At 74.1% G+C, this 24960-nt stretch carries 14 protein-coding genes, 2 tRNA genes and 1 pseudogene; 7 read left to right on the top strand and 10 right to left on the bottom strand.

From position 1 onward, the window contains the following. Window positions 1-381 precede the first annotated feature (381 nt). Window positions 382-918 (bottom strand): MarR family transcriptional regulator, encoded by a 537-nt coding sequence (locus AB0M99_RS34180; protein ID WP_030292304.1) that lies wholly within the window; start codon window positions 916-918, stop codon window positions 382-384. A gap of 123 nt (window positions 919-1041) precedes the next feature. On the opposite strand from AB0M99_RS34180, the gene AB0M99_RS34175 reads away from it, so the two are divergent. Then, entirely contained in the window at window positions 1042-2328 is a 1287-nt protein-coding gene (locus AB0M99_RS34175; RefSeq protein WP_365927496.1) for an MFS transporter, read from the top strand. A gap of 73 nt (window positions 2329-2401) precedes the next feature. On the opposite strand, the gene AB0M99_RS34170 is transcribed toward AB0M99_RS34175, so the two are convergent. Next, window positions 2402-4150 carry an ATP-binding SpoIIE family protein phosphatase gene (locus tag AB0M99_RS34170; protein WP_365927494.1) on the bottom strand — a complete coding sequence of 583 codons (1749 nt, stop codon included), beginning with the start codon at window positions 4148-4150 and terminating at the stop codon, window positions 2402-2404. Between the two features lie 192 nt (window positions 4151-4342). After that, window positions 4343-5737 carry an NAD(P)/FAD-dependent oxidoreductase gene (locus AB0M99_RS34165; protein ID WP_365927484.1) on the bottom strand — a complete coding sequence of 465 codons (1395 nt, stop codon included), beginning with the start codon at window positions 5735-5737 and terminating at the stop codon, window positions 4343-4345. 341 nt (window positions 5738-6078) lie between these two features. Between AB0M99_RS34165 and AB0M99_RS34160 the strand changes: the two genes are divergently transcribed. Both AB0M99_RS34160 and AB0M99_RS34155 read left to right on the top strand, forming a co-directional pair. Beyond that, window positions 6079-6855, top strand: a complete 777-nt coding sequence (locus AB0M99_RS34160) for a helix-turn-helix domain-containing protein (RefSeq protein WP_365927482.1) — start codon at window positions 6079-6081, stop codon at window positions 6853-6855. 236 nt (window positions 6856-7091) lie between these two features. Further along, on the top strand, window positions 7092-9089 hold the full coding sequence (locus AB0M99_RS34155; RefSeq protein ID WP_365927480.1) for a sigma-70 family RNA polymerase sigma factor: 1998 nt from the start codon (window positions 7092-7094) through the stop codon (window positions 9087-9089). Here AB0M99_RS34155 and AB0M99_RS34150 read toward each other — a convergent pair. Together AB0M99_RS34150 and AB0M99_RS34145 are read right to left on the bottom strand one after the other, a co-directional pair. Then, complete coding sequence (locus AB0M99_RS34150; protein ID WP_365927479.1) at window positions 9076-12378, bottom strand: BTAD domain-containing putative transcriptional regulator; 3303 nt, start codon at window positions 12376-12378, stop codon at window positions 9076-9078. The genes AB0M99_RS34155 and AB0M99_RS34150 overlap by 14 nt on opposite strands. 553 nt (window positions 12379-12931) lie before the next feature. After that, on the bottom strand, window positions 12932-15037 hold the full coding sequence (locus tag AB0M99_RS34145; RefSeq protein ID WP_365927492.1) for an asparagine synthase-related protein: 2106 nt from the start codon (window positions 15035-15037) through the stop codon (window positions 12932-12934). Window positions 15038-15972: 935 nt separating this feature from the next. Between AB0M99_RS34145 and AB0M99_RS34140 the strand changes: the two genes are divergently transcribed. The 4 genes from AB0M99_RS34140 to AB0M99_RS34125 all read left to right on the top strand — a co-directional run bounded on the left by AB0M99_RS34140 (window position 15973) and on the right by AB0M99_RS34125 (window position 21287). Beyond that, the gene (locus AB0M99_RS34140) at window positions 15973-17715 is read left to right on the top strand and encodes a sporulation protein (RefSeq protein ID WP_365927477.1); all 1743 of its coding nucleotides are present in this window, start codon (window positions 15973-15975) and stop codon (window positions 17713-17715) included. 47 nt (window positions 17716-17762) lie between these two features. Then, the gene (gene lhgO / locus AB0M99_RS34135) at window positions 17763-19010 is read left to right on the top strand and encodes an L-2-hydroxyglutarate oxidase (protein WP_365927475.1); all 1248 of its coding nucleotides are present in this window, start codon (window positions 17763-17765) and stop codon (window positions 19008-19010) included. Window positions 19011-19111: 101 nt separating this feature from the next. Continuing rightward, a complete protein-coding gene (trmB, locus tag AB0M99_RS34130; protein WP_365927490.1) occupies window positions 19112-19939 on the top strand; it encodes a tRNA (guanosine(46)-N7)-methyltransferase TrmB in 828 nt (275 codons plus the stop codon). Between the two features lie 43 nt (window positions 19940-19982). Next, entirely contained in the window at window positions 19983-21287 is a 1305-nt protein-coding gene (locus tag AB0M99_RS34125) for a PrsW family intramembrane metalloprotease (protein ID WP_365927473.1), read from the top strand. Here AB0M99_RS34125 and AB0M99_RS34120 read toward each other — a convergent pair. The 5 genes and pseudogenes from AB0M99_RS34120 to AB0M99_RS34100 form a co-directional block, all read right to left on the bottom strand. Continuing rightward, window positions 21267-22292: a M23 family metallopeptidase gene (locus tag AB0M99_RS34120; protein WP_365927488.1), complete on the bottom strand. Its 1026-nt coding sequence runs from the start codon at window positions 22290-22292 to the stop codon at window positions 21267-21269. The two genes, AB0M99_RS34125 and AB0M99_RS34120, sit on opposite strands and share 21 nt — an antisense overlap. Before the next feature lie 294 nt (window positions 22293-22586). After that, the gene (locus tag AB0M99_RS34115; protein WP_365927486.1) at window positions 22587-23705 is read right to left on the bottom strand and encodes a PP2C family protein-serine/threonine phosphatase; all 1119 of its coding nucleotides are present in this window, start codon (window positions 23703-23705) and stop codon (window positions 22587-22589) included. A gap of 229 nt (window positions 23706-23934) precedes the next feature. Continuing rightward, window positions 23935-24008: transfer RNA gene (locus tag AB0M99_RS34110), tRNA-Met, on the bottom strand. 229 nt (window positions 24009-24237) lie between these two features. Then, a tRNA-Lys gene (locus tag AB0M99_RS34105) sits at window positions 24238-24310 on the bottom strand. Between the two features lie 151 nt (window positions 24311-24461). Beyond that, window positions 24462-24960: pseudogene (locus AB0M99_RS34100) on the bottom strand (RNA helicase); the annotation flags it as partial.

Genomic DNA, 24960 nt, shown 5'->3' with positions numbered 1-24960 from the left:
GTTGATTTTTGGCACGCTGTTGAGTTCTCAAGGAACGGACGCTTCCTTCGTACTCACCCTCTCGGGCTTTCCTCCGGGCGCTTCCTTCGTTCTTGTGTCTCCGACTCTATCAGACTCTTTCGGGCCTGACCCCCAGTCAGCGGGGTTTGCCTTCCGGGCTGTTGGGCCCTTCCGACTCCCCAAACTCTAGTGGATTTCCCCGGCGATTCATAATCGGCCTTCGGAAATGAATTCGGGCATGCCGAATTCGTTCCCAGTGGGAGATCGTGCAGAGTTGGGTGCCGCAACGAGGCGGCGGGATTCGTTGTCGCCTCAACCTTTCGGCTCAGGGACAACTCGAAGAACCTTACGGATCCGCGAAGGCCGTGTCAACCCCGGGGGTCAGCTCGGGGACTGGAGGTCCTCCACGCGGTCCAAGAGACGGGTGAGCATGTCGCCCAGCACCCCGCGCTCCGCCGTCGAGAGGTCCTGCAGGAGGTCCTCCTCGAAGACCGTGGCCGCGCGCATCGCGTCCAGCCACTTGCTGCGCCCCTCGTCCGTCAGCTCCACGATCACGCGGACCCGGTTGGACTCGTCCCGCTCGCGGGTGACCAGGCCCTCCGCCGTCATGCGGTCGATCCGGTGGGTCATCGCCGCCGGCGTGAGGCCCAGCTGCTTCGCCAGCTCGCTCGGGCCCATCCGGTACGGGGCCCCGGAGATGACGAGGGCCTTGAGGACCTCCCACTCCGCGTTGCTGATGCCCAGGGCCGCGGTCTGGCGCCCGTACGCGACGTTCATGCGGCGGTTCAGGCGGCTCAGTGCCGAGACGACCTTCTCGACCTGGGGGTCGAGGTCCTGGAACTCGCGCTGGTAGACGGCGATCTGCTCGTCGAGGCTCGGCTCGTGGACGGGCGCGGTGCCGTCGGGGGTGTCACCCATGGTTCGAAGTATCGCACGAGACCGTTGGCGTCTAACTCCTTCGGTGTGTAGAGTTAAGGATCGAACTTTAGGTATGAAGTCTTCAGTCTTCAGCTATCAAGGCGGTGAGAAGTGACCAAGGTGATGGGCGCTGCGATGCGGCGGATCCAGGCCGGCAACGCGTTGACCGCGTTCGGCATCGGCTTCACGGTTCCGTTCCTCTACATCTACGTGGCGCAGGTGCGAGATCTGGGCTCCATGGCCGCCACGAGCGCGTTCGTGGCCTTCGCCCTGGGCGCTCTCGTCGCGCTGCCCCTCACCGGTCGGGTCATCGACCGCCGCGGTCCGGTCCCCGTCGTCATCGGCGCGGCCTTCGCCGCCTCGGTCGGCGCGGTCTCGCTCGGGCTCTCCACGAGCATCGTGCCGATCCTGCTGTCCGCCCTGATGCTCGGCGCCGGGCAGGCCGTCATGCAGCCGGCGCTGGCCACGATGATCGTGTGGTGCTCGACGCCGTCCACCCGGACCCGCGCCTTCGCCCTCCAGTTCTTCATGCAGAACCTGGGCCTGGGCATCGGCGGCCTGATCGGCGGCCAGATCGTCGACGAGAGCCGTCCCGGCAGCTTCACCCTGCTGTTCGGCATCGAGGCCGTGATGTTCCTGGTGCTGGCCGGCGTCATCCTCACCGTGAAGATGCCGCAGGCGCCGGTCATCAAGGACGCCACGCCGAAGGACCCCGCGCAGAGCGGCGGCAGCGGCTGGAAGCGGCTGCTGCGCCACCAGGCCATGGTCAAGCTGCTGGTCCTGGGCTTCGTGATCTTCTTCGCCTGCTACGGGCAGTTCGAGTCGGGTCTCGCCGCCTTCGGTACCGAGGCCGCCGGGATCTCCCCCTCCACCCTGGGCTTCGCGCTCGCCGCCAACACCGGGGCGATCGTGCTCGCGCAGTTCGTCGTACTGCGGCTCGTCGAGAAGCGCCGCCGGTCGCGTGTGATCGCGCTGGTCGGCCTGATCTGGACCGTGGCGTGGGTCATCGCCGGGTTCTCGGGTCTGGGTCACGGCAGCGCGATGGTGGCCGCCGCCGCGTTCATCACCACGTACGGGCTCTTCGGCATCGGCGAGGCCATGCTGTCGCCGACGCTGGCGCCGCTGGTGGCCGACCTGGCGCCGGAGGGCTCCGTGGGCCAGTACAACTCGGCCTTCGCCCTGGTCAAGCAGATGGCCCTGGCGCTCGGGCCGCTCGGTGTGCCGCTGGGCGCGGGGGTGCCGATGCTCTACATCGGGACCTTCGTCGTGGTCTCGCTCGGGATCGCCTGGCTGGCGCTGCGCCTCGGCAGGCAGCTGACGCCGGAGCAGGACAACCCGTCGCTGAGCAGGGTCGTGGCGCAGGGTGGTCGGGTCGAGGTGGCGAAGGCCGCGGAGTCCGTACCCGCGTAGGTGCCCGAATGGATGTGCGGAAGGCCCCGGTCCGGTGGACCGGGGCCTTCCGCATGTCCTGCTCGTACGTCGGCTACTTGTCCGGGAGCGCGAACTCGCACCAGACGGCCTTGCCGCCGCCCGGGGTGCGCCGGGAGCCCCAGGACGAGGCGATGGTGGCGATGATCGAGATACCGCGGCCGGTCTCGTCGGCCGGTTCGGCGCGGCGGCGGCGCGGAAGGTGCTCGTCCCCGTCGGTGACCTCGACGATCAGGCGGCGGTCGGTGCGGCGCAGCCGCAGGCGCATGGGCGGGGTGCCGTGCTGGAGGGAGTTCGCGACGAGTTCGCTCGCGGCGAGCACGCCGAGGTCGCACAGCTCCACGGGGAAGCGCCAGGAGGTGAGGACCCCCTGGGCGAAGGCGCGGGCGCGCGGGGCGGCCTCGATGCCGCCGAGGAGTTCCAGGGCGGCGTTGTGGAAGAGCTCGGCATCGGCTCCGGTGCGGGCGGGCTGCTGGAGCACCATGACGGCGACGTCGTCGTCGTGGTCGGCGTCGACGCCGAGGGCGCGCATCAGGCGGTCGCAGATGACGGCCGGGGTGCCCTGGGCGCCGGAGAGGGCGCGTTCCAGGGCGGCGACGCCTTCGTCGATGTCCTCGCCGCGGCGTTCGACCAGGCCGTCGGTGTAGAGGACGGCGGTGGAGCCGGGGCCCAGGGCGATGGTGCCGGAGGTGTGGAGCCAGCCGCCGGTTCCGAGCGGCGGGCCGGTGGGGTCGGCGGCCCTGCGTACGGTGCCGTCCTCGTCGCGGACCAGGATCGGGAGGTGGCCGGCGGAGGCGTACGCGAGCAGGCCCTCGTTGGGGTCGTGGACGGCGTACACGCAGGTGGCGATCTGGCTGGCGTCGATCTCGGCGGCGAGGCCGTCGAGGAGCTGGAGCACCTCGTGCGGGGGCAGGTCGAGTCGGGCGTACGCGCGGACGGCGGTGCGGAGCTGGCCCATGACGGCGGCGGCGCGGACGCCTCGGCCCATGACGTCGCCGATGACCAGGGCGGTGCGGCCGGCGCCGAGGGTGATGACGTCGTACCAGTCGCCGCCGACCGCGGCCTCGGTGCCGCCGGGCTGGTAGGTGGCGGCGATGCGCAGGTCGTCGGGCTGTTCCAGCTCCTGCGGGAGGAGGGAGCGCTGGAGGGTGACGGCGGCCTCGCGCTGGAGGCGCTCGCTGGCGCGCAGCCGGTCGGCCGCTTCGGCGTGGTCGGTGACGTCGGCGAGGTGGATCAGGACCCCGGTGTGGCGGGGGTCGGGGTCGCCCTCGGTGTCGGCCTTGGGGAAGTCCACGGGGGTGCAGGTGACGGTGTACGAGCTGCCGCCGCCGGGTGCGGTGCGGTTCTTGGCGGTACGGGGCTTGCCGCTGCGCTGGACCTGGTCGAGGAGCGGGAGCAGGCCGAGCTCGCCCAGCTCGGGCAGGGCCGTGCAGGCGGGGTCGCCGGCGGGGCGGGCGCCGAAGCCGGCGGTGTAGGCGTCGTTGACGTAGGCGACGCGGTGCTCGGGGCCGTGCACGAGGGCGACGAGGGCCGGGAGCCGGTCGAGGACCTCCCGTACGGAGAGCTCCTCCAGGGAGGGCACGGGGGTGAGCACCGATGCGTCGGCTCCGGTGGCCGAGCCGGTCCCGGAGACGGTGGGGTCGGCGGGGCCGCCGTCGGGTGCCGTAGCGGACGGGCCGGCGGCGCCGCGGGCGGCCGGGACGGCGCCTTCACCCCGCTTGGCCTGGGCGGCGGCGTGTTCGGACCGGGCGGCGGCGCGGCGCTGCGTTCCGGGAAACCGGGCGCTCCAGCGCGTGAAGTTCACTGCGTTCAAGCCTCGTGGTGTCGCGTGTGGTGTCGCTCGGGGTCGCTGTCGCCGGTGCTGTCGCTCGGGTGGTCGGTCGCCGGCGGGTTTCGCTGGGGCTTTCACTGGGGCTTTCACTGGACGGCGTAACTCTGTGCAGGCGTGAGCCCACCTATGGTCACACGTCCAGTGTGTCCGACGGCACTGACAACCTCAGCCTTCGCCCTTCTTCGGGGGCTCCTTGTGCCCTTTGCCTGCGGCGAGTTCGAATTCTGCCCTGGGGTGTTCGAGCGAGCCTAGGGAGACGATCTCGCGTTTGAAGAGTCCCGAGAGGGTCCATTCGGCGAGGACGCGCATCTTGCGGTTGAAGGTGGGGACGCGGCTGAGGTGGTAGGCGCGGTGCATGAGCCAGGCCGGGTAGCCCTTGAGCTTGCGCCCGTAGATGTGGGCGACGCCCTTGTGGAGGCCGAGGGAGGCCACGGAGCCGGCGTACTTGTGGGCGTACTCGGTGAGGACCTCGTCGCGGAGGGCGGCGACGAGGTTGTCGGCGAGGGCCTTGGCCTGGCGGACGGCGTGTTGCGCGTTGGGGGCGCACTCGCGGCCCTTCTCGCCGGCGGTGATGTCGGGGACGGCAGCGGCGTCGCCGGCCGCCCAGGCGTGCTCGACCCCCTCGACGGTGAGGAAGGCGGTGCAGGCGAGGCGGCCGCGGTCGGTCTTGGGCAGGTCGCTGGCGGCGAGGACCGGGTGGGGTTTGACGCCGGCGGTCCAGACGACGGTGCGGGTGGGGAAGCGGGCGCCGTCGCTGAGGACGGCGACGCGGTTCTCGCAGGATTCGAGGCGGGTCTCCAGGCGCAGGTCGATGTTGCGGCGGCGCAGTTCGCGGATGGTGTAGACGCCCATTTCGGGGCCGACCTCGGGGAGGATCCGGTCACTTGCCTCGACCAGCACCCATTTCATGTCTTCCGGCTTGATGTTGTGGTAGTACCGCGCCGCGTACCTGGCCATGTCCTCCAGTTCGCCGAGGGCTTCGACGCCCGCGTATCCGCCGCCGACGAAGACGAAGGTGAGGGCTGCGTCGCGGATGGCGGGGTCGCGGGTGGAGGAGGCGATGTCCATCTGTTCGATGACGTGGTTGCGCAGGCCGATGGCCTCTTCCACCGTCTTGAATCCGATGGCGTAGTCGGCGAGCCCCGGGATGGGGAGGGTGCGGGAGACGGAGCCGGGGGCGAGGACGAGTTCGTCGTACTCGACTTCGACGGCGCCGGTGCCCTCCTCCTCGGTGGCGAGGGTGGTGATGGTCGCGGTGCGCTTGGCGTGGTCGATGCTCCGGGCCTCGCCGATGACGATGCGGCACTTGTCGAGGACGCGGCGGAGCGGGACGACCACGTGGCGCGGGGAGATCGAGCCCGCGGCTGCTTCGGGGAGGAAGGGCTGGTAGGTCATGTAGGGCTCGGGCGTGACCACCGTGACCTCGGCTTCTGCGGTTCTCAGCTTTCGCTGGAGCCGGAGCGCTGTGTACATGCCTACGTAGCCGCCGCCGACGATGAGGATCCTCGTACGGGGCGGGGTACCGGGGGCCGCGCCCCGGGAGTTAGCAGCCTTCACCATCCCATGACGCAACGTGGCCGGGAGTTTGTCCACAGGCCCGGCAAATTGTGTGACCGGAGAGGGTCCCTCGACGGGGCTGTCCGGGCGGCTTGGTGGAGGTAAAGATGCGCAGGTCAGGCTGTGTGGAGAGGGTGATTCCGGAGGCTTGGAACGGAAAAGTGGGGGTGAATGCTCCGATCGGGCGGTGGTCCGTCCGGGGCTGCCTCTTCTGAATTGACTCTGGCTCAACTATGTTCGTATCTCGTCGAGGAGTAGGACCAGGGCCCCATGACCGTGGCCCCCCTCGACACGAAGGCGGGGAGTGTCTCCGGGGGGAGACAAATGATTACCGGGGGAAACATATGCACATTTCCGATTTCCATGGTTCTGCGACCGCTCTGTCGGCTTCGGCCGAGGGCAGCCGCCTGATGACGGGCGCCACCACGCACGGCGTGGGCCGCTCCACGCCGCTGCGCGTCGACGCACAGCGCAACCTCGAACACGTCCTGCGCGCTGCCCGCGAGGTGTTCGGCGAGCTGGGCTACGGGGCTCCGATGGAAGACGTGGCGCGGCGCGCGCGGGTCGGCGTCGGCACCGTCTACCGGCGGTTCCCGAGCAAGGACGTCCTGGTCCGGCGGATAGCCGAGGAGGAGACCTCCCGGCTGACCGAGCAGGCCCGGACCGCCCTCGGCCAGGAGGAGGAGCCGTGGCAGGCGCTTTCGCGCTTCCTGCGCACCTCCGTCGCCTCCGGCGCCGGGCGGCTGCTGCCGCCGCAGGTGCTGCGGGTCGGCTCCGCGAGCGAGGACGGCACCGAGGAGGCGGAGGCCGCACGGGTTCCGCACCAGCGGCAGGCCGTGCTGGCCGGCGGGGCTCCGGACCTGCGGGTCGTGGGTTCGCGGACCGCCGTCGAGGAGGAGCCCGCGGACGACTCCGGCGCGGGTGCGCTGCTGGAGGTCGTCGGCCGACTGGTGGACCGCGCCCGGGAGGCCGGTGAGCTGCGCGCCGATGTCACGGTGGCCGATGTGCTGCTGGTGATAGCGACGGCCGCTCCCGCGCTGCCGGACCCGGCTCAGCAGGCGGCGGCTTCGGCCCGGCTGCTCGACATCCTGCTTGAGGGGCTGCGTTCCCGGACGGTGTGACGTTCCTGTCGTGGAAGCCCCCGCCGAGGTCCTGTTCACCGGGGCCGGCGGGGGTTGACGGGCCGCCTCGAACGGCTGCCCGCTCCAACGGGTGAGGACCCGGCGCGGTGTTGTCGCCGCACTGCCGGATTGTCCCCGGATGAGTGGATGGTGTGGAGACGGCTCCGTCATGCCTTCACCGTGTGACACGCTGGATCGGTGTACCGGTTGAGTGGTGTCTTGCGGGGGCTTCCGCGATGAGCGTTGACGGGCGGGAAGAGCCACGCGGTGGCGCCGGAGGCGAGGCCGAGGCGGGCAGCCTGCCCGCGCGGCAGGTCCCGGCTCAGCGCGAACCGGGCGGGCGGCACGCCGCCCGGGCGAGCGGTGAGCAGCCGCCGTCCGACGGGGATTTGATCGCCCGGATGCGGGGCGGCGACGACGGTGCGTACGAGGAGCTGTTCCGCCGGCACGCCGATTCCGTACGGCGCTACGCGCGGACCTGCTGCCGCGACGGACACACGGCCGACGACCTGACCGCAGAGGTGTTCGCGCGGACCCTGCAAGCGGTACGGGGCGGGGCCGGTCCGGACCAGTCCGTGCGGGCCTATCTGCTCACCACCGTCCGCAGGGTGGCCGCGGCCTGGACGAAGACCGCCCGGCGGGAGCATCTCGTCGAGGACTTCGCGGTGTTCGCGGAGCAGGCGGCGGTGGGCACCGAGAGCGGTGTCGGGCTGTCCGGGGACGACACCCTGGAACTGGGCGCCGATGTGCGGGCGATGCACGAGGCCGAGCAGTCGCTGGCCATGCAGGCCTTCCGGAGCCTGCCCGAGCGCTGGCAGGCCGTGCTGTGGCACACCACCGTCGAGGAGTCCTCGCCGAGTGCGATCGCCCCGCTGTTCGGGCTGAGTGCCAATGCCACCGCCGTGCTGGCCTCCCGGGCCCGGGAGGGGCTCAAGCAGGCCTATCTGCAGGCCCATGTGAGTTCCGCGCTGAGTTCGGGCGGGGACTGCGCGCGCTACGCGGACCGGCTGGGGGCCTATGCCCGCGGCGGACTGCGGATGCGGGCGGAGCGGGGGCTGCGCAAGCACTTGGAGGAGTGCGCGAAGTGCCGGCTCGCCGCCGGTGAGCTCAAGGACGTCAACGCGGGCATTCCCGCGCTGCTGCCGGTCGCGGTCATCGGGTGGTTCGCCGCCGGGTACGCGGCCAAGGCGGCCGGGGTGGTGGTCGGCGGGGTCGCCGCCGCCGGGGGTGCGGGTGCCGCGGCGGCTGCCGCGGGCGGCTCCACCGCGGGCGCGGCGGGTGCGGGTGCCGGAGTGGCCGGTGCCGGTGCGGCGGGTGGTGCCGCGGGTGCCGGAGCCGCTGGTGGTGCTGGTGCCGCGGGTGGTGCCGCCGGGGGTGCCGGGTCGGGCGCCGGGGTGGGGGGCGCGGCCGTCTCCGAGGGGCTCGGGCTGCCCGCCAAGGCCGCCATCGCCGCCGGGATCGCGGTGGCCGCGGCCGCCGGGGTGGTGTTCGCCCTCGCCGGGGACGACACCGAGCCACAGGCCCGGGCGAAGCCCGCGCCCAGTGTGGCGGCGCCGGTGCAGCCGGTACCGGAGCCCTCCGCCCCGGCCCCGGCGGAGCCGAGCGAGGCCGGGGACGCGCCGCCCGCGCGGGAATCCGTAGCGCCGCCGCGGCCGACGAAGGCCCCGGCCTCGCCCACGCCCTCCGCGTCGGGCACCTCGGCCGCCCCGCGGCCGCCGAAGCCGTCGCCGAGCCGGGAGCGGCCGTCGCCGAGCCCGACTCCGACGCCGACCCCCTCGCAGCCGGCACCCAAGCCGCCGCAGGGGTTCCAGCTCGCGCGGCTGGGCCACTCGGCCTTCGGGGACCACACCGGCCCGGAACTGCAGACCTGGCGCAGCAGCTGGGTCTGGCAGCGCTGGGGGCTGGAGATCGACGACCGGCGGTACGGGCACGGGATCACCGTGAACTCCCGTTCCTCGGTGGAGATCGCCCTCAACCGGCAGTGCACGGCGTTCTCGGCGCGGGCCGGCGTGGACGGCCTGTCGCTGTTCACCGACGGCACGGTGCGGTTCTCGGTCTACGGCGACGGGCAGCGGCTGTGGCAGTCCCGTGCGCTCGGGTACGACGACCCGGCCGCGGCCGTGGAGGTGTCGCTGGCCGGGCGCAAGACGCTGCGGCTGGTGGTGGAGCAGGCCGGGCAGGGCAGTCTGCCGACGCTGGCGAGCTGGGCGGACGCCCTGATCAGCTGCCGTTGAGCAGGGCGGCCACCTCGGCCGGGGCGAGTACGGCACCCGCCGCTTCCTCCCGGGCGTAGCCGTCCGCGCCGAGCGCGGTGCGCAGCCGGTCCGGGAGTTCGCCCAGGAAGTTCCGCTCCGGGACCGAGCGGGGATGGCCCGCGCGCCAGGCGGTGGCGGCCGCGAAGACCCGTAGGGACTCGGCGGGACGTTCGACGCGGTCCAGCAGCACGGCCGCGGTCTCGGCGAGCGCGGCCAGGACGCGCTCGGCGCAGTGCGCGGTGACGGCCCTGTCCAGGGCCGGGCCGATCAGGGCCAGACCTGCCGCGGGTCCCTGCTCACCGGCGGCGAGGAGGGCGTCGACGTTGTCGAGACCGGCGGTGAACTGCGGGGGCACGGTGATCTTCCCGGCCTCGGTCCGGGCCCGCTCGCACTCGGCGCGGGCCACGTCGAGCCGCCCCTGGAAGAGGGAGATCATCGAGGCGAGCAGCCGCCCGTAGGCGCGGACGTCGTAGACCCCGCCGTGGCACTCGGCCTCGGCGTCCGCCTGGGCCAGCAGCTTCTCGGCCGCGGCGAAGTCCCCGGCGCAGAAGGCGGTCTCCGCGATGCGGGCGATGGCGAACGGCGTCTCGATGTGGGCCCCGACCTCCCGGGCGAGGCGCAGGCACTCCTCGTACTCGGTACGGGCCAGGTCGTACTGGCCGCGCGAGATGGCGAACTCGCCGGCGGCGCTCGCGACCTGGGCACGGGTCCAGCGGTCGCCGACGCGGACGGCGATCTCGTGCAGCTCGGCGAGGTCGGCGTCGGCGGTCGCCAGGCCGCCGGTGATGTCGATGGCGATGTGGGTGCGGAGCATCAGGGTGACGCCCAGTTCCCAATCGCTGCCGTGGCGACGGCAGTTCTCTACGGACTCGTCGAGGTGGGCGTGGAAGTCGACGTTGTCGCCGGTGAGGTACGTCGCCATCGGCCAGAGCATGCCCGGGAAGCGGACGGTCTCCGGCGAACCGCGGCGGAAGGCCTTCGTGATGCGGGCGGCGAGGGCGGTGTGCTCGGGGCTGCGCAGGTCCTCGGCCGCGCGGCCCTCGGCGAGCAGGAAGACGTGGAGGATCTGCAGGCGCATGAAGGGCCAGTACCGCGGTGATCCCTCGGGCGGATCGGGCGGTGTCGCAGCGAGGACGCGTTCGGCCCATTCGGCGCCCTCGTTGCGGTAGTTGCGCAGCCACCAGAACCAGCCGAGGGCGAAGACGAGGCGCTGGGCGGCCTCCGGGTCCGGGGCGGTGAGCGAGGTTTCGAGGGCCGCGCGGAGGTTGTCGAGCTCGGTCTCGACGCGCCGGATCCAGGGCAGCTGCTCGGCGGAGCGCATCCGGGGCTCCGCCTCCTCGGCGAGGTCGAGGTAGTGGGCAGCGTGCCGGCGGGCGGTGGCGCGGGCGTCCGCCTCGTCGGCGGCGGCGCGCTCGGTCGCGTACTCGTGGATGGTCTCCAGCATGCGGTAGCGCATGCCGGTGCCGCCGGTGGCTGCGGTGCCTGCGGGGTCGGGCTCGGGTTCGGGCTCGGCCAGGACCAGGGACTTGTCGACGAGGGAGCCGAGTACGTCGGCCACGTCCCAGGCCTCGGGACCGTCGCCCTCGGGGCCGTCGTGCTCGGCGCATACGGCCTCGGCGCATACGGCCTCGGCGGCAGCCAGGTCGCAGCCGCCGGCGAAGACGGACAGGCGGCGCAGGACGGTGCGTTCGGGTGCGTCCAGCAGGTCCCAGGACCAGTCGACGACAGCCCGCAGGGTCTGCTGGCGCGGCAGCAGCGTACGGGAGGTACGCGCACCGGTGGTCAGCAGGCGGAACCGGTCGTCGAGCCGGTCGGCGATCTGGCGCGGGGTAAGCAGCCGCAGCCGGGCGGCCGCCAGCTCGATCGCGAGCGGCAGCCCGTCGAGGCGGGCGCAGATCTCGGCTACGGCGTCCGGGTCCTCGGCGGGGGTGAAACCGGGACGGGCGGCAGCGCCCCGGTCGGCGAAGAGGCGTTGCGCGGGGTCGGGCGGCAGCGGTTCGAGGGGGCGGACGTTCTCGCCGGGGACGCCGAGGGGTTCGCGGCTGGTGGCCAGGATCCGTACGCCGGGGCAGTGCGTGAGGAGGCGTTCGGCGAGCTCGGCGGCGGCGTCGATGACGTGCTCGCAGTTGTCGAGCAGCAGCAGGAGGCGGCGGCGCGCGCAGTGCTCGACGAGGAGGGCGGTCGGGTCGTCGGCGGTGCCCTTCTCGCGGGCGACGAGGGAGCTCTCGCGCAGGCCGAGGGCGCTGAGGACCGCGCCGGGGACGGCGGCGGGGTGGTCGAGGCGGGCGAGCTCGACGAGCCAGCCGGGTTCGGGGTGGTCGGCGGCGGCGTGCTCGGCGAGGCGGGTCTTACCGGAACCGCCGGGGCCGGTGAGGGTGACGAGGCGCAGGCCGGCCAGGTCGGCGTGGAGGGCGGTGAGTTCGGGCTCGCGGCCGACGAATGAGGTGAGGCGGGGGCGGAGGTTGCCGGTGCGCTCGGCCGGGGCCGGGGGCGGGGTCACGGGCGGGGCCGGGACCGGGGCTCGGAGGAGTTCCGCGTGCAGGGCGGTGAGTTCGGGGCCGGGGTCGGTACCGAGGCCTTCGGCGAGGGCGCGGCGGGTGCGGTCGTACGCGGCGAGCGCGTCGGCCGGGCGGCCGGCCGCGCGCAGGGCGCGGAGCTGCTGGGCGCGCAGGGGTTCGTCGTACGGGTGCGCGTGGATCAGCGCCTCGATCTCCGGCAGGAGCGCCGCCGGGGCTACGGAGCCGCTGCGCAGGTCTGCCTCGATCCGGTCCCGGAGCGCGGCCGTGCGCAGCGCCTCGGGGGCGGCCGCGAGTGCGGTGCGGGCGGGTTCGGGCAGGTCGGCGAGGGCGGGGCCGCGCCAGAGGGCGAGGGCGGCGGCCAGGGTGCGGGCGGCGGTGGCGGGGCCGCCCGGGTCGGCGGCGGCCAGTTCGCGGGCGCCTTGGCGGGCGAGCCGGGTGAAGCGGTGGAGGTCGACTTCGTCCCGGTCGGCGGCCAGGCGGTAGCCGCCGGCGGGGTCGGCGTGGATGGTGTCCCGGCCGCCGAGGGCGCGGCGGAGCCGGGCGACGAGGGCCTGGAGCGCGGCGGGGGCGTCCTGGGGCGGGTCGTCGCCCCAGACCTCGTCGACCAGCTCGGCGACGGGTGCGGCCGCGGGGCCGCCTGCGCGGAGGGCGAGGGCGGCGAGCAGCGCCCGAAGGCGCGCACCGCCGACGGGAAGGAGCGCGCCGGTCTCGCTACGGGCTTGGGTGACGCCGAGGATCAGATACCGCACTGCCCAATACTGCCTTGCCCCCACCACCCCGGGCGCGCCTTTTCCGCCGCCCCCCGCGGGCCGGTCCCCGCGCCAGGCTGCCGACCGGCCCAGCCCGGGGCGCAAAAGGAGTCGGCCGGCCCAGCCCGGGGGCGCAACTGCACAGGCCGAGCCGGACGACCGGGGCCGGCGGCGCAAGGTGGGTCGGCGAACCGGTTCGGCGGCGCCGGACGGGTCGGCGAACCGAGCCCGGAGATGCCCGGGCGGATCAACGAACCACGCCCGGGGACACCGGACAGGTCGGCCGACCCGGCCCAAGCACGCTGGACGGACCAGAGAACCGGACCCGGAGACGCCTCCTGGCAGCCAGCCGACCAGGCCCCAGGGGGGCGGACCCGGCCGGCCGACCCGGCGCTGGGGCGCGGAGCAGGTCAGACCACCAGGTCCAGCAACTCAGAGCGAGCCAGCCCGGCGGGTCCCGGGACACCGGACAGGTCGGCCGACCGCCCGGGGGCAGAGGGAGCCGACCCCGGCCAGCAGCGCAAGGCGCACCGAGCCGGGCGGGCGGGCCGGGTCAGTGGACCGGGTCCGGGGGGGCTGGGCGGAGGGCTTGGGGGGTGGTGGTGCCCAGGGGGGAGAGGGGGGCGTCGGCGGGGAGGGCACGGCGGCGGGGGGTGGAGGTGCCGGTCCAGCACGTTCCGCGACGCGCCAGGAGGCGGCCGAGCCACAGTTCCATCGAGACGAGTTCGGCGAGGCCGTCGAGCGGGACGGGGCGGCCCTCCGCCGCGTCCAGCAGGGCCTGTTGGACGACCCGGGCGTCGATCAGGCCGGCGTCGGCCAGCAGCGGGGCCGCGAAGAGCGAGAGCAGTTCGGGCAGGGCGGCGCGCAGGCCCAGCCGGGTCGCGGTCTCGTTCGGGGCGTGGGCGGTGGCGCCCCAGCCGGTGGGGAGTTCGCGGACCCCGGCCGAGGAGAGCACGCTGCGCAGGATCGCCGCCCGCGCACCGGGCTGGACGCGCAGGGACTCGGGGAGGGCGCGGGCGGCCCGTACGACCTGGTTGTCGAGGAACGGGGCGTGCAGGCGCTGGCTCCGGACCTCCACCGCCTGCTCGAAGACCCGGTGGTCCGCCGCGTGCCGGGCGAGCAGCGCGCGGGCCCGTGCCTCTCCGGGGCGCAGCGAGAGCGGGGGCCGGCCGGCGGCGGCCGTGAGCCGGATCGATACTTCCGCCAGGGCTTCGCCGGTCAGCCAGCCCGCGGCCGGGCCCGGGCGGGACCAGGTGAGGGCGGCGAGGGAGGCGTCCACCGGACCGGAGGGTCCCCCGTCGATCCCGCCCGCGCGGAGCCGGGCCGCGGCGGCTTCCATGCCCGCGCGGTACGGCGTACGGGCAAGTCGGCGGGCGGCGGAGTACACGGTCAGCGGGACCAGCAGGGACTCACCGGACGCGGAGGCCGAGCGGGCCAACGCCGCGACCGGGCGCAGCAGGTGGCGCCGGCGGCGGTCCAGGAGGAGGTCGGCCATGCGGGCCGGGTGCGCGTCGAGGACCTGGCGGGCGCCGTGTCCGGTGAAGTGGTCGGCGGAGCCCGCGGCCAGCCGGCGGCGGTCGCGGGCGGCGAAGACGAGCGAGGGGCCGGGTTCGTCGGTGAGCGGGCCGTCGAGTTCCGCGTACGGGAGGGCTTCCTCGGCGGCGGCCACGACGACGTGGTGGAGGCGGGGGTCGGCGGCGATGACCCGGGCCCGTTCGAGCTCGTCCTCGCGGCCCTGCGGGGTGGCCAGGTCGTTGAAGGTGACGGCGAGGAGCCGGGATCCGGAACCGGGCAGGGTGCCGGGCGCCCCCGGCAGGCCGGCCGCGAGGAGCGCGAGGGTGGCGGAGGCGCTGCCTCCGGAGAGGTCGGCGCCGACCCCGGGGGCGGGCGCGGGCGCGCCCCGGGCCGCGCGCCGGTCGGCGGGGCCCATTCCCGGCACGGGGCCCGGGTCGTAGGGCAGTGTGTCGGGAGCATGCCGGGGCGCCGTGAGCCGGGCGCGCACCGCGTCCACCAAAGCTTCGCGTACGCCCTCCACCGCGCGCTCGGGGTCGGTCACGGGCGCGGCCACCGCGAGGGAGGCGACCGCCTCGTACCCGGTGATCTCGCGCGAGCCCTCGCGAAGGATCAGCGCGTGGCCGGGCGGGATGCGGCGGACACCGACGTACGGTGTGCCGTCGCCCAGTGCCTCCGGGCTGTCGGGGCAGGCCAGCAGGGCGGCGAGATGGCCGATGTCGAGCTGCGCCTCGATGAGGTCGGCGAGCGGGAGGGCGGCGGTGGCGTACGCCGTGCCGCCCGCCCAGGGGGTGTAGAAGACGGGTCGCGCGCCGGCGAGGTCGCCGAGGACGGTGATCCGGCGCCCGGCCTGGACGACGGCGGTGTAGCTGCCGGACCACTGGGTGAGGTGGCGCAGCGCGCCGCCGCGGGCGGCGTAGAGGGCGCGGCGCAGTTCGGCGTCGGTGGCGCCGCAGCAGCCGAGGACGGCGAGCCGGGTGAAGGGGTCGGCGGGGTCGGCGGTGAGGGTGCGGATCTCGTCCGGGCGCCAGTCGCCGACGGCCCAGAGGGGGTCGGGGTCTCCCCAGAGGAGTTGGGCGCCGACGGGGACGACGGTGCGTTCGGCGTCCTGGGCGGCGGGGTCGTCGGCGTGGTCGGCGTCGGCGATGCCGCCGCGCAGCGGTCCCCCGGGGTCACCGTACGCGGGGCCGTAGCCGTGGCCGGACCCGTTGCCGGAGCCGTATCCGCCCTGGCCGGAGCCGTATCCGCCGTTGCGGGAGCCGTTGGCCGACCCGCGGCCCGACCCGTGGCCGAAGCCCTGGCCGGACCCGTGGTCGAAGCCCTGCCCGGACCCGTGGTCGAAGCCCTGGCCGGAGCCGTGGCTGAAGCTCTGGCCCGAGCCTTGGCCGCCGACGCGCCCGGCCGTGCCGAAGCTCGCGGCGATACTGCTCCACCCCACCAACCAGCGCACCGCCGCCTCCCCAGCCTGTGGGCAAATGACCGGGGCAACGGACGGCACGGACGACGCGGTCAGCGCTGTGGGCGCGGCCGGCGGGACCCCGGGTGGCTCGGGGTCCATGCTGCCACGAGACAGGCGTGCGAGAGTGGTTAAGGGGGGCGCACATGCAAACGAACACGCCCCGGGCACGCGGTATTTGGCGTTCCGTGCCCCCCGCCCTATAGGTCGGTTTCGGCCATTCTTCGGCCGTACTGAGGGCCCCTGGGCCCAGGCTTCGCGGGCGCGGTCCGGGAGGCGGGATCCGCCCCCCGGACCGTTCCGCCACCCGCGGGGATTGAGGCAGCGGCATCCCCCGGCCCGCTGGATCCACGCAGCGGGCCGACCCACGCACCGCACATCGAATCGCCGCGCCCCGGGAGCGGCCAGAGCGCACGGCCGGGCGCACGGCCACACGGACGGAGCACGGGCTGACACGTGCGCCCCGAGCCCGGGCCGCACCCGGACTGTGCATACGGACAACAATCCCGCCATACGGACTTCGGGGCCTTAACGCTTGGGAGGCGGGGAACTACGCTGGGTTTACGAAATGCCGGGCGCCTATGCCCCGGCGGCGTCTGCGTTCCGCGTGTGACGAGGGGTGGCGCATGTCCAGGGAGCTCCGCGAGCCCAATGAGAAGCTCGGCGCCGTCCTCGCCCTTGCGGGCATCAGCAACGCCGGGCTGGCCCGCCGGGTCAACGACCTCGGCGCACAGCGCGGCCTGACGCTTCGGTACGACAAGACCTCGGTCGCCCGGTGGGTCTCGAAGGGGATGGTGCCGCAGGGCGCCGCCCCGCACCTGATCGCCGCCGCGATCGGCGCGAAGCTCGGGCGGCCCGTGCCGCTGCACGAGATCGGCCTCGCGGACGCGGACCCCGCGCCCGAGGTCGGGCTGGCCTTCCCGCGCGACGTGGGCGCGGCCGTGCGCTCGGCCACCGACCTCTACCGGCTCGACCTCGCCGGCCGCCGCGGCGGTGGCGGGATCTGGCAGTCGCTCGCCGGGTCCTTCGCGGTGTCGGCGTACGCGACGCCGGCCTCGCGCTGGCTGATATCTCCCGCGGACGGGTCGGTCGCGCGGGAACCGGCCCGCCCGGCGCAGGGTGCGGGCGGTCAGGGCACGGGTCCTCAGGGTGCGGGCGGTCAGAGTCCGAACGGTCAGGGCGCTCAGGGCAATCACGGCTCTGGCGGCCAGGGCGCGGGCCGTCAGGGCACGGCTGGTCGGGGTCCGGGCCGCGAGACCGTGGCGTCGCGCGACTCGGCGTCGGTACCGGTGCCGACGTCGGGGCCGGTGCCGACGTCGGGGCCGGTGCCGGGTGTGGCCCCCGGTACCCCGCCGGGAGGCCTTCCGGCGCCGTCGTCCACGGTTGTGCCCGCACAGCCTTCGGGCGAAACTCCGCACGCGCCGCCCACCGCGCTCTCCGACGCCTCGCCGCAGCGCGTCGGCCACAGCGACGTGACCAAACTGCGCGAGGCCGCCGAGGACGCGCGCCGCTGGGACTCCAAGTACGGCGGCGGGGACTGGCGTTCCTCGATGGTTCCGGAGTGCCTGCGGGTGGACGCGGCGCCGCTGCTGCTCGGCCACTACACCGACGAGGTGGGCCGCGCGCTGTTCGGGGCGACCGCCGAACTGACCAGGCTGGCCGGGTGGATGGCCTTCGACACCGGCCAGCAGGAAGCGGCCCAGCGCTATTACATCCAGGCGTTGCGCCTGGCCCGCGCGGCCGCCGACGTACCGCTCGGCGGGTACGTCCTGGCCTCGATGTCCCTGCAGGCGACCTACCGGGACTTCCCGGACGAGGGCGTGGACCTCGCCCAGGCCGCCGTCGAGCGCAACCGGGGCCTGGCCACCGCCCGGACCATGAGCTTCTTCCGCCTCGTCGAGGCCCGGGCGCACGCCAAGGCGGGCGATTCCGCGGCCGCCGGGGCCGCGCTGCGGGCGTCGGAGGGCTGGCTGGAGCGGGCGCGCGAGGGCGATCCGGATCCGACCTGGCTGGGCTTCTACTCGTACGACCGCTTCGCGGCGGACGCGGCGGAGTGCTACCGGGACCTCAAACTCCCGCGGCAGGTGCGCCGCTTCACCGAGCAGGCGCTCTCGCGGCCGACGGAGGAGTACGTGCGCTCGCACGGGCTGCGGCTGGTGGTGAGCGCGGTGGCCGAGCTGGAGTCCGGCAACCTCGATGCGGCCTGCGCGGCCGGGACGAGGGCGGTGGAGGTCGCGGGGCGGATCACGTCGGCGCGCACGACGGAGTACGTACGGGACCTGCTGCACCGGCTGGAGCCGTACGGGGACGAGCCGCGCGTCGCGGAGCTGCGCGAGCGGGCCCGGCCGTTGCTGGTGGCGCCCGCGTAGGGCAGCTGGTCTTCCGGGGGCCTCGTGGCCGCGTTGTCGGTGGCGGGGTGCAGTATTCAGGGGTGGGAGGTGTCAACGTGGGCGGCGTGGGCAGCGTGAGCGGCGTGGACTGCGATGTGCTGGTGATCGGCGGGGGGATCGTCGGGCTGTCGACGGCGCATGCCCTGTCCCGGCTCGCTCCGGGCACCCGGGTGGTCGTGCTGGAGAAGGAGGCCGGCCCCGCCCGGCACCAGACGGGACGCAACAGCGGGGTGATCCACAGCGGGATCTACTACCGCCCCGGGTCCCTGAAGGCGCGCTTCGCGGTGAGCGGCGCGGCCGAGATGGTCAAGTTCTGCGCGGAGCACGGCATCGCGCACGAGGTGACGGGCAAGCTCATCGTCGCCACCGAGCGCGACGAGCTGCCGCGGCTGCACGCCCTGGTCCAGCGCGGCCGGGAGAACGGCATTCCCGTGCGCGAGCTCGGCCCGGCGCAGATCTCGGAGTACGAGCCCGAGGTGCGCGGCCTGGCAGGGATCCATGTCGGTACCACCGGGATCGTGGACTACGGCCGGGTGGCGGCCCGGCTGGCGGAGGCCTCGGGCGCGGAGATCGTCTACGGCGGCGCGGTCGACCTGATCTCGCGCCGCCCTTCCGCCGTCGCGGTGCGCACCACCTCCGGGCTGGTGGTCCGGGCCCGGGCCCTGGTGAACTGCGCCGGGCTCCAGTGCGACCGGATCGCCCGGCTGGCCGGAGACGACCCCGGGATGCGGATCATCCCCTTCCGGGGCGAGTACTACGACCTCACCCGGCCCGAGCTGGTCCGGGGCCTGGTCTACCCGGTGCCGGACCCGGCGTTCCCCTTCCTCGGCGTCCACCTGACCCGCGGTATCTCGGGCGGCGTCCACGTCGGGCCGAACGCGGTGCCGGCGCTGGCCCGCGAGGGGTACGGCTGGGGCACGGTCCGCCCGCGGGACGTGGCGTCCGAGCTGGCCTGGCCGGGCTCCTGGCGGATGGCCGGGCGGCACTGGCGGTACGGGGCGGGGGAGATCCGCCGTTCCCTGTCGAAGCAGGCCTTCACCCAGGCGGTGCGGCGGCTGCTGCCCGCGGTGACCTCGGAGGACCTGGTGCCGGCGGCCGCGGGGGTGCGGGCGCAGGCGGTGCTGCGGGACGGCACTCTGGTGGACGACTTCCTGATCCGGGACGCGCCGCGGACGGTGCACGTCCTGAACGCCCCCTCGCCCGCTGCGACCGCGTCCCTGCCCATCGGCCGCGAGATCGCCCGCCGCGCGCTGGCCACGCTGCGCTCGGCCTGACCCCGGCGGGCGCGGCAGCGCGCCGGGGATGCGGCCCCGCGCCCGTCCGAGCGGCCGGGGGCGGGGTGGGGACGTAGAATCCGGGCATTGTGTCTGAGTCTCTGAACCCCCAGCCCAGCGCCCCGGAAGCCGAGCCGGAGGCGAACGGCGCCCCGGATTCCGCGCCGGAGGCGAACGCGTACGTACCCCCGAAGTGGCGGACCGAGCCCCGGTTCCCCGACGGGCCCGCGCCGGACCCGGCCGGCTCGCACCACGAACGGCGGATCCGGAGCTTCCAGCCCCGGCGCAGCCGGGTGACCACCGGCCAGGGCGAAGCCCTCAAGCGGCTGTGGGGCACCTGGGGCCTCGACATCGACGGGCACGAGGTCATCGACCTGAAGAAGCTCTTCGCCGGCCTGCCGGTCGTCCTGGAGATCGGGTTCGGGATGGGCGAGGCCACCGCGCAAATGGCGGCCGCCGACCCCTCGACGGGGATCCTGGCCGTCGATGTGCACACCCCGGGCCAAGGCAACCTCCTGGCCCTCGCCGAGCGGGGCGGTCTCGAAAACGTCCGCGTCGCCAACGGTGACGCGATCATCCTGCTCCGCGAGATGCTGCCGCCCGACTCCCTCGCCGGGCTGCGCGTGTACTTCCCCGACCCGTGGCCCAAGGCCCGCCACCACAAGCGGCGCCTGATCCAGCCCGAGTTCCTGGCGCTGGCCGCGACCCGCATGGCCCCGGGGGCCATCCTGCACTGCGCGACCGACTGGGAGCCGTACGCCGAGCAGATGCTCGAAGTGCTCACCGCCCAGCCGGAGTTCGAGAACACCCAGGCGGACGGCGGCTTTGCGCCGCGTCCCGACTTCCGGCCGCTGACGCGCTTCGAGGGCCAGGGGCTGGACAAGGGGCACGTCGTACACGACTTGCTCTTCCGCCGAGTGGAGAACTGACAACGTCACTCCGAGTGTCAGACCGGCTCGCTAGAGTCATGACGTGTTCCGAGCGCTCCCCCGTGTGCTCGCACGTCCGTCGGGCACGGTCCGTACGTGCGTGCTCGTCGCCCTGCTCGCCGCGTCCGGCGTGGCCATCCTCGAACTCGTGCGGGAGCAGACCGGCACCGCCGGTTTCCTCGTCGGCCTCGGTCTGGCCCTGCTGCCGGTGGTGCCGCTCATGGCGGCCTTCCGGTGGCTGGGCCGGGCCGCGCCGCACCCGTGGGCGCAGTTGCTGTTCTGCTTCGGATGGGGCGCCTGCGCCGCCGCGTTGATCGCCATACTGGCCAACAACTTCGCCACCCAGTGGATAGCCGCGGCCACCGCCGATCCCTCGGACGCCGACCAACTCGGCTCGGTGGCTATCGCGCCGGTGGTCGAGGAGACCGCCAAGGCGGCTGCCCTGCTGCTGGTGTTCGTGTTCCGAAGACGCCAGTTCACCGGCCCCGCCGACGGTTTCGTGGTGGCCGGCTTCACCGCGGTCGGCTTCGCCTTCACCGAGAACATCCTCTATCTGGGCAACGCCTTCGACGAGGACCTCGCCGAAGGCACCGGCGCGCTGGACTCGCTGACCGCGGCGACCTTCTTCGTACGGGCCGTGATGTCGCCGTTCGCGCACCCGCTGTTCACGGTGCTCACCGGGCTCGGCTTCGGCGCGGCCGCGCTCGCCGCCGGCCGGGCGCGGCGGATCTGCCTGCCGCTGCTCGGCCTGGTCGGGGCCATGGGGCTGCACGCGCTGTGGAACAGCTCCTCGGGCTTCGGGGAGCACGGGTTCTACGTGGTCTACGGCTGCGTGATGGTCCCGGTGTTCGGGGCGCTGGTGTGGCTGGCGGTGCGGATACGGCGCCGGCGGCTGCGGGCGGTCGAAGGGGAGCTCGCGGTGTACGCGGCCGCCGGCTGGCTGGGGCCCGCCGAGGTGCCGGCGCTGGTGTCGATGCCGGCCCGGTCGCTGGCCCGCGCCCTGGCCCGGCGCAGCGGCGGCAGGGCGGCCGGGAAGGCGGTCCGGCGCTACGAGGCGGACGCCGCGGCCCTGGCGTTGCTACGGCACCGCGCGCGCCTCGGCGGTCCGGCCCGCGAGCCGGACTTCGCCGGGTGGGAGCGGGAGTTGCTGCGCCGGCTGTGGCTGCGCCGGGCGACGGCGGGGCCCGCGCTCGCCCGGGCGGCCGTCATGGAGGAGCTGCTCCCGCCCTGGTTCGACCCGCTGGAGCGGGCACACCCGCCCGCGCCGGCCCTCGTACCGGGTCCCAGGAGGCACTCGGTGCGTGCGCCGGCAGTCGTCGGGCACCCGTCAGACGGTCAGGCCCTTTGACCTCAGCCAGGCCAGCGGGTCGACGGTCGAGCCGCCCTTGCGGACTTCGAGGTGGAGGTGGGGGCCGGTGACGTTGCCGGTGGCTCCGACGCGGCCGATGGTCTCGCCGGTGGTGACCGAGCCGCCGGTGACCGACATCGACGAGAGGTGGCAGTACCAGACCTCGGTGCCGTCCTCCAGCTCCAGCACGATCCGGTAGCCGTACGCGCCGGACCACCCGGCCGAGGTGATCTTGCCGCTGCCCACGGCCTTGACGGGGGTGCCGGTCGGGGCCGCGAAGTCGAGGCCGGTGTGGTGGCCGGAGGACCACATGGAGCCGGCGTCGCCGTAGTGCGAGGTGAGGGTGTAGGCGGAGGTGGGCAGGGCGTAGCTGCCGGCCAGTTCGGCGAGGCGCTCCTGCTCGGCCTTGGCCTCGGCGGCCTCCTGGGCGGCCTTGGCCTCCTGCGCCGCCTTCTCGGCGGCTGCGGCGGCCACGGCCTCGGCCTCCTTGCGGGCGGCCTCCTGCTTGTCCTTGGCCTCCTTGGCAGCGGCCTCCTGCGCGGCGCGCTCGGCCTCGGCCTGCTCCTGGGCCGCGGCGGCGTCCTGCTGGGACTCGGCCTGCTGGAGGATGCGGCTGCGCAGGAGTTCGCCCGGGTCGGCCCGCCGGTCGGACTGCTGGGGGATGATCCCGGTCTTCGCCGCACCCGCGCCGGCGCTCGCGCCCGCGTCCTCGCCGTCGGCCTGCTGGGCCCGGTCGCCGGACAGCGTGTCGGGCATCAGGTCGGGCAGCGAGGGCAGGGATATGGCGACCTGGGGCCGGTCCTGGGCGGTGGCGATGCCGCTGGCGCCGACAGCCGCGATGACGCCGACGCCGAGCACGGTGGAGGAGCGGGCCAGTCCGCCGCGCTGCTTGAGCACCCGGTGCTTGCCGCGGACCGGACGGGCCGAGTCCTCGGTGGGGTTCCACTCGCCCCAGGCACCGGCGGTGGGCGGCTCCTGGATCTCGATGCCTTCAGGGGCAGGCAAGTTGGAGGCCACCGGGGCACACTCCTCATTGACGCGCACGCGCACGGCGCCGTCTCTTGCGACGGCTGGGACGACCGCGCTGCGTTATCGAAAGGTAATAGACGAAGGGGAGTGATTCCAAGCAGTTGCGATTGATCGTTCACACCAATCGGCCACTCCCCGAGTAGCTCTGGCCAGTACTTTTACCAATATCACGGGAGCAACTCGGGCAAAAATTGGCCGACTCCCACGCCTCTCCAGCCACGCACGCATATTGACGGTCCGTCAGTCATCTTGCGGAGAGCACCTCTTCGACTACGCTCCGTCGCCCTTCGGTACGACGGGCACCGTCCGCCGCCGCTCCGGCCGGCCCTCCTCCGGCCGGCCGACCGCGAGCAGCACCATGTCGTCCGTCGCCCCGCCGCCCGTGTGCCGCCGCACGTCGCTGCTGAGGGCGCCGAGCAGCTCGTCCGGCCCGGGGAAGACCCGGCCGCGCAGCCTGGCCTCCGGGTCGTAGAACTCCCCCGCGCCGTCCCGGGCCTCTGTGAGCCCGTCCGTGTACAGCAGCAGCGTCGCCCCCGCCGGAAAGGCCCACTCCTGCGCCCGGTCCGGCCCGCCGTCCAGCTCGCCCAGGCCGAGCGGCAGCGCCGGCTCCGCCGGGACCAGCGCCGCGAGACCTCCGTCCGCGTACAGCAGCAGGGGTTCGGGATGCCCTCGGTTGACCAGCCGCAGCACGCCCGCGCCCGGCGGAATCTCCCCGAGCACGCACGTCGTGAACCCCTCCACCGCGTCCAGGCTGCCCCGCCGGGCCCCCTCGCGGGCCAGCGCCCGCTCCAGCCGCCGCGCCACGCCCTCCAGCGTCGGCTCGCTCTCCGCCGCCTCCCGGAAGGCCCCGAGGACCACGGCGACGGCCTCGACCGCCCCGAGCCCCTTGCCCCGTACGTCACCCACCGCCAGGCGCACCCCGTACGGGCCGTCCTGGACGGCGTACAGGTCGCCGCCGATGAACGCGTCCGCCTGCGCGGCCTCGTACCGCGCGGCGACGTGCAGGCCCGCGATGCGTTCGGCGGGCGTCGGCAGCACGGCGCGCTGTGCGGCCTCGGCGATCCCGCGCGCGGAGGCGAGCTGCTCGCCGCCGCGGCGCACGACCCGGTTGATCAGGAGGGCCAGCGCGGAGACGGTCAGGACGGTGGCCAGCTCCGTCATGGCCTCCACCTTCCAGGTGGTGCCGTTGTGGACGTGCAGCAGGACCACCGCGAGCGTGGCCGCCGCCCCGGTCCGCAGGGTCGCGCGGAGCGTGAACAGCGGGGCTGCGACCAGCGGGGCCGCGGAGAAGAAGGGGGAACCCGTGAAACTGGGCGGGGTCAGCACGTCGAAGGCGAAGCCGACCACGATCAGCAGGCCCGGCAGCACCCGGACCACCCACCGGGCCACGCGGCTGCCGGCCTCACCGCCGTCGGCCGCGCGCTCGCCGTTGCCTCCGCCTCCCTGCCGGCCCTGCCCCGCCACGCTGGCCTCCTGCCGCCCGGTCCGCCCCTCAAGGCTGGCCGCAGGAGCGGGGGTACGGCGACCCGGCCCGGCCCGTTCGAGTGATGGGCCGGCGGACGGCGGGACATACGACGAAGGCCCGGCTCCCCAAGGGGAACCGGGCCTTCGTACTGAGTAGCGGGGGCAGGATTTGAACCTACGACCTCTGGGTTATGAGCCCAGCGAGCTACCGAGCTGCTCCACCCCGCGTCGGTAGACCCAACTCTAGCCCATCCGGGGGGAGGCCTCCGCCAATTAACGCCCCCACCGCCCGCAGAAACGACATAAGGCCAGGTCAGAGCCCATGTACGAGCTCTGAAACGCGGCCGGGGACTGCCGCTCGCACCCCGCCCGCACACAGCGAAGCGCCCCGCCCGAGGAACTCGGACGGGGCGCTTCGAGCACGGCTCGGAGGATGTTTCCTCGTCGCCGCGGGCGGTAGGCCATGTCGGACTCGAACCGACAACCAACGGATTAAAAGTCCGCTGCTCTGCCAATTGAGCTAATGGCCCTCCACGTGCTCACGACAGAGCATAGCCGGACCGCGCCGGTCAGCCGATCGGGTATCCGGCTGACCCGCCCGTGTCATCCCGCAAAGCGACAGGGCCCGTACGGCACGGTGTGCCGTACGGGCCCTGTCAGGCAGTCAGTTCAACGGCCGGATCAGCCGTTGCGCTTCCAGCGCGGCTTGTCGTCGCGGCGGCCGCCGAAGGAACCGGTGGAACCGGAGCCGGAGGGGCGGTTGTCGTCGCGGCGGCCGTAGGGGCGGTCACCGCCACCGGAGCGGAAGCCGCCGGAGGGACGGTCGCTGCCGCCGGAGCGGAAGCCGCCGGACGGGCGGTCGTCACGGCGGAAGCCGCCACGGTCGCCACCACGGTCGTCACGGTTGAAGCCACCGGAGGGACGGTCGTCGCGACGGAAGCCGCCGGACGGGCGGTCGTCACGGCGGAAGCCGCCACGGTCGCCACCACGGTCATCGCGGTTGAAGCCACCGGAGGGACGGTCGTCGCGACGGAAGCCGCCACGGTTGTCGTCACGACGGTCGCCACCGGAACGGAAACCACCCGACGGGCGGTCGTCACGGCGGAAGCCGCCACGGTCGCCACCACGGTCATCGCGGTTGAAGCCACCGGAGGGACGGTCGTCGCGACGGAAGCCGCCC

The sequence above is a fragment of the Streptomyces sp. NPDC051183 genome (assembly GCF_040682455.1).
Taxonomy (GTDB): Bacteria; Actinomycetota; Actinomycetes; order Streptomycetales; family Streptomycetaceae; genus Streptomyces.
Note: the sequence above shows the minus strand (reverse complement) of the source record. Positions and strands in the feature narration are given on the sequence as shown.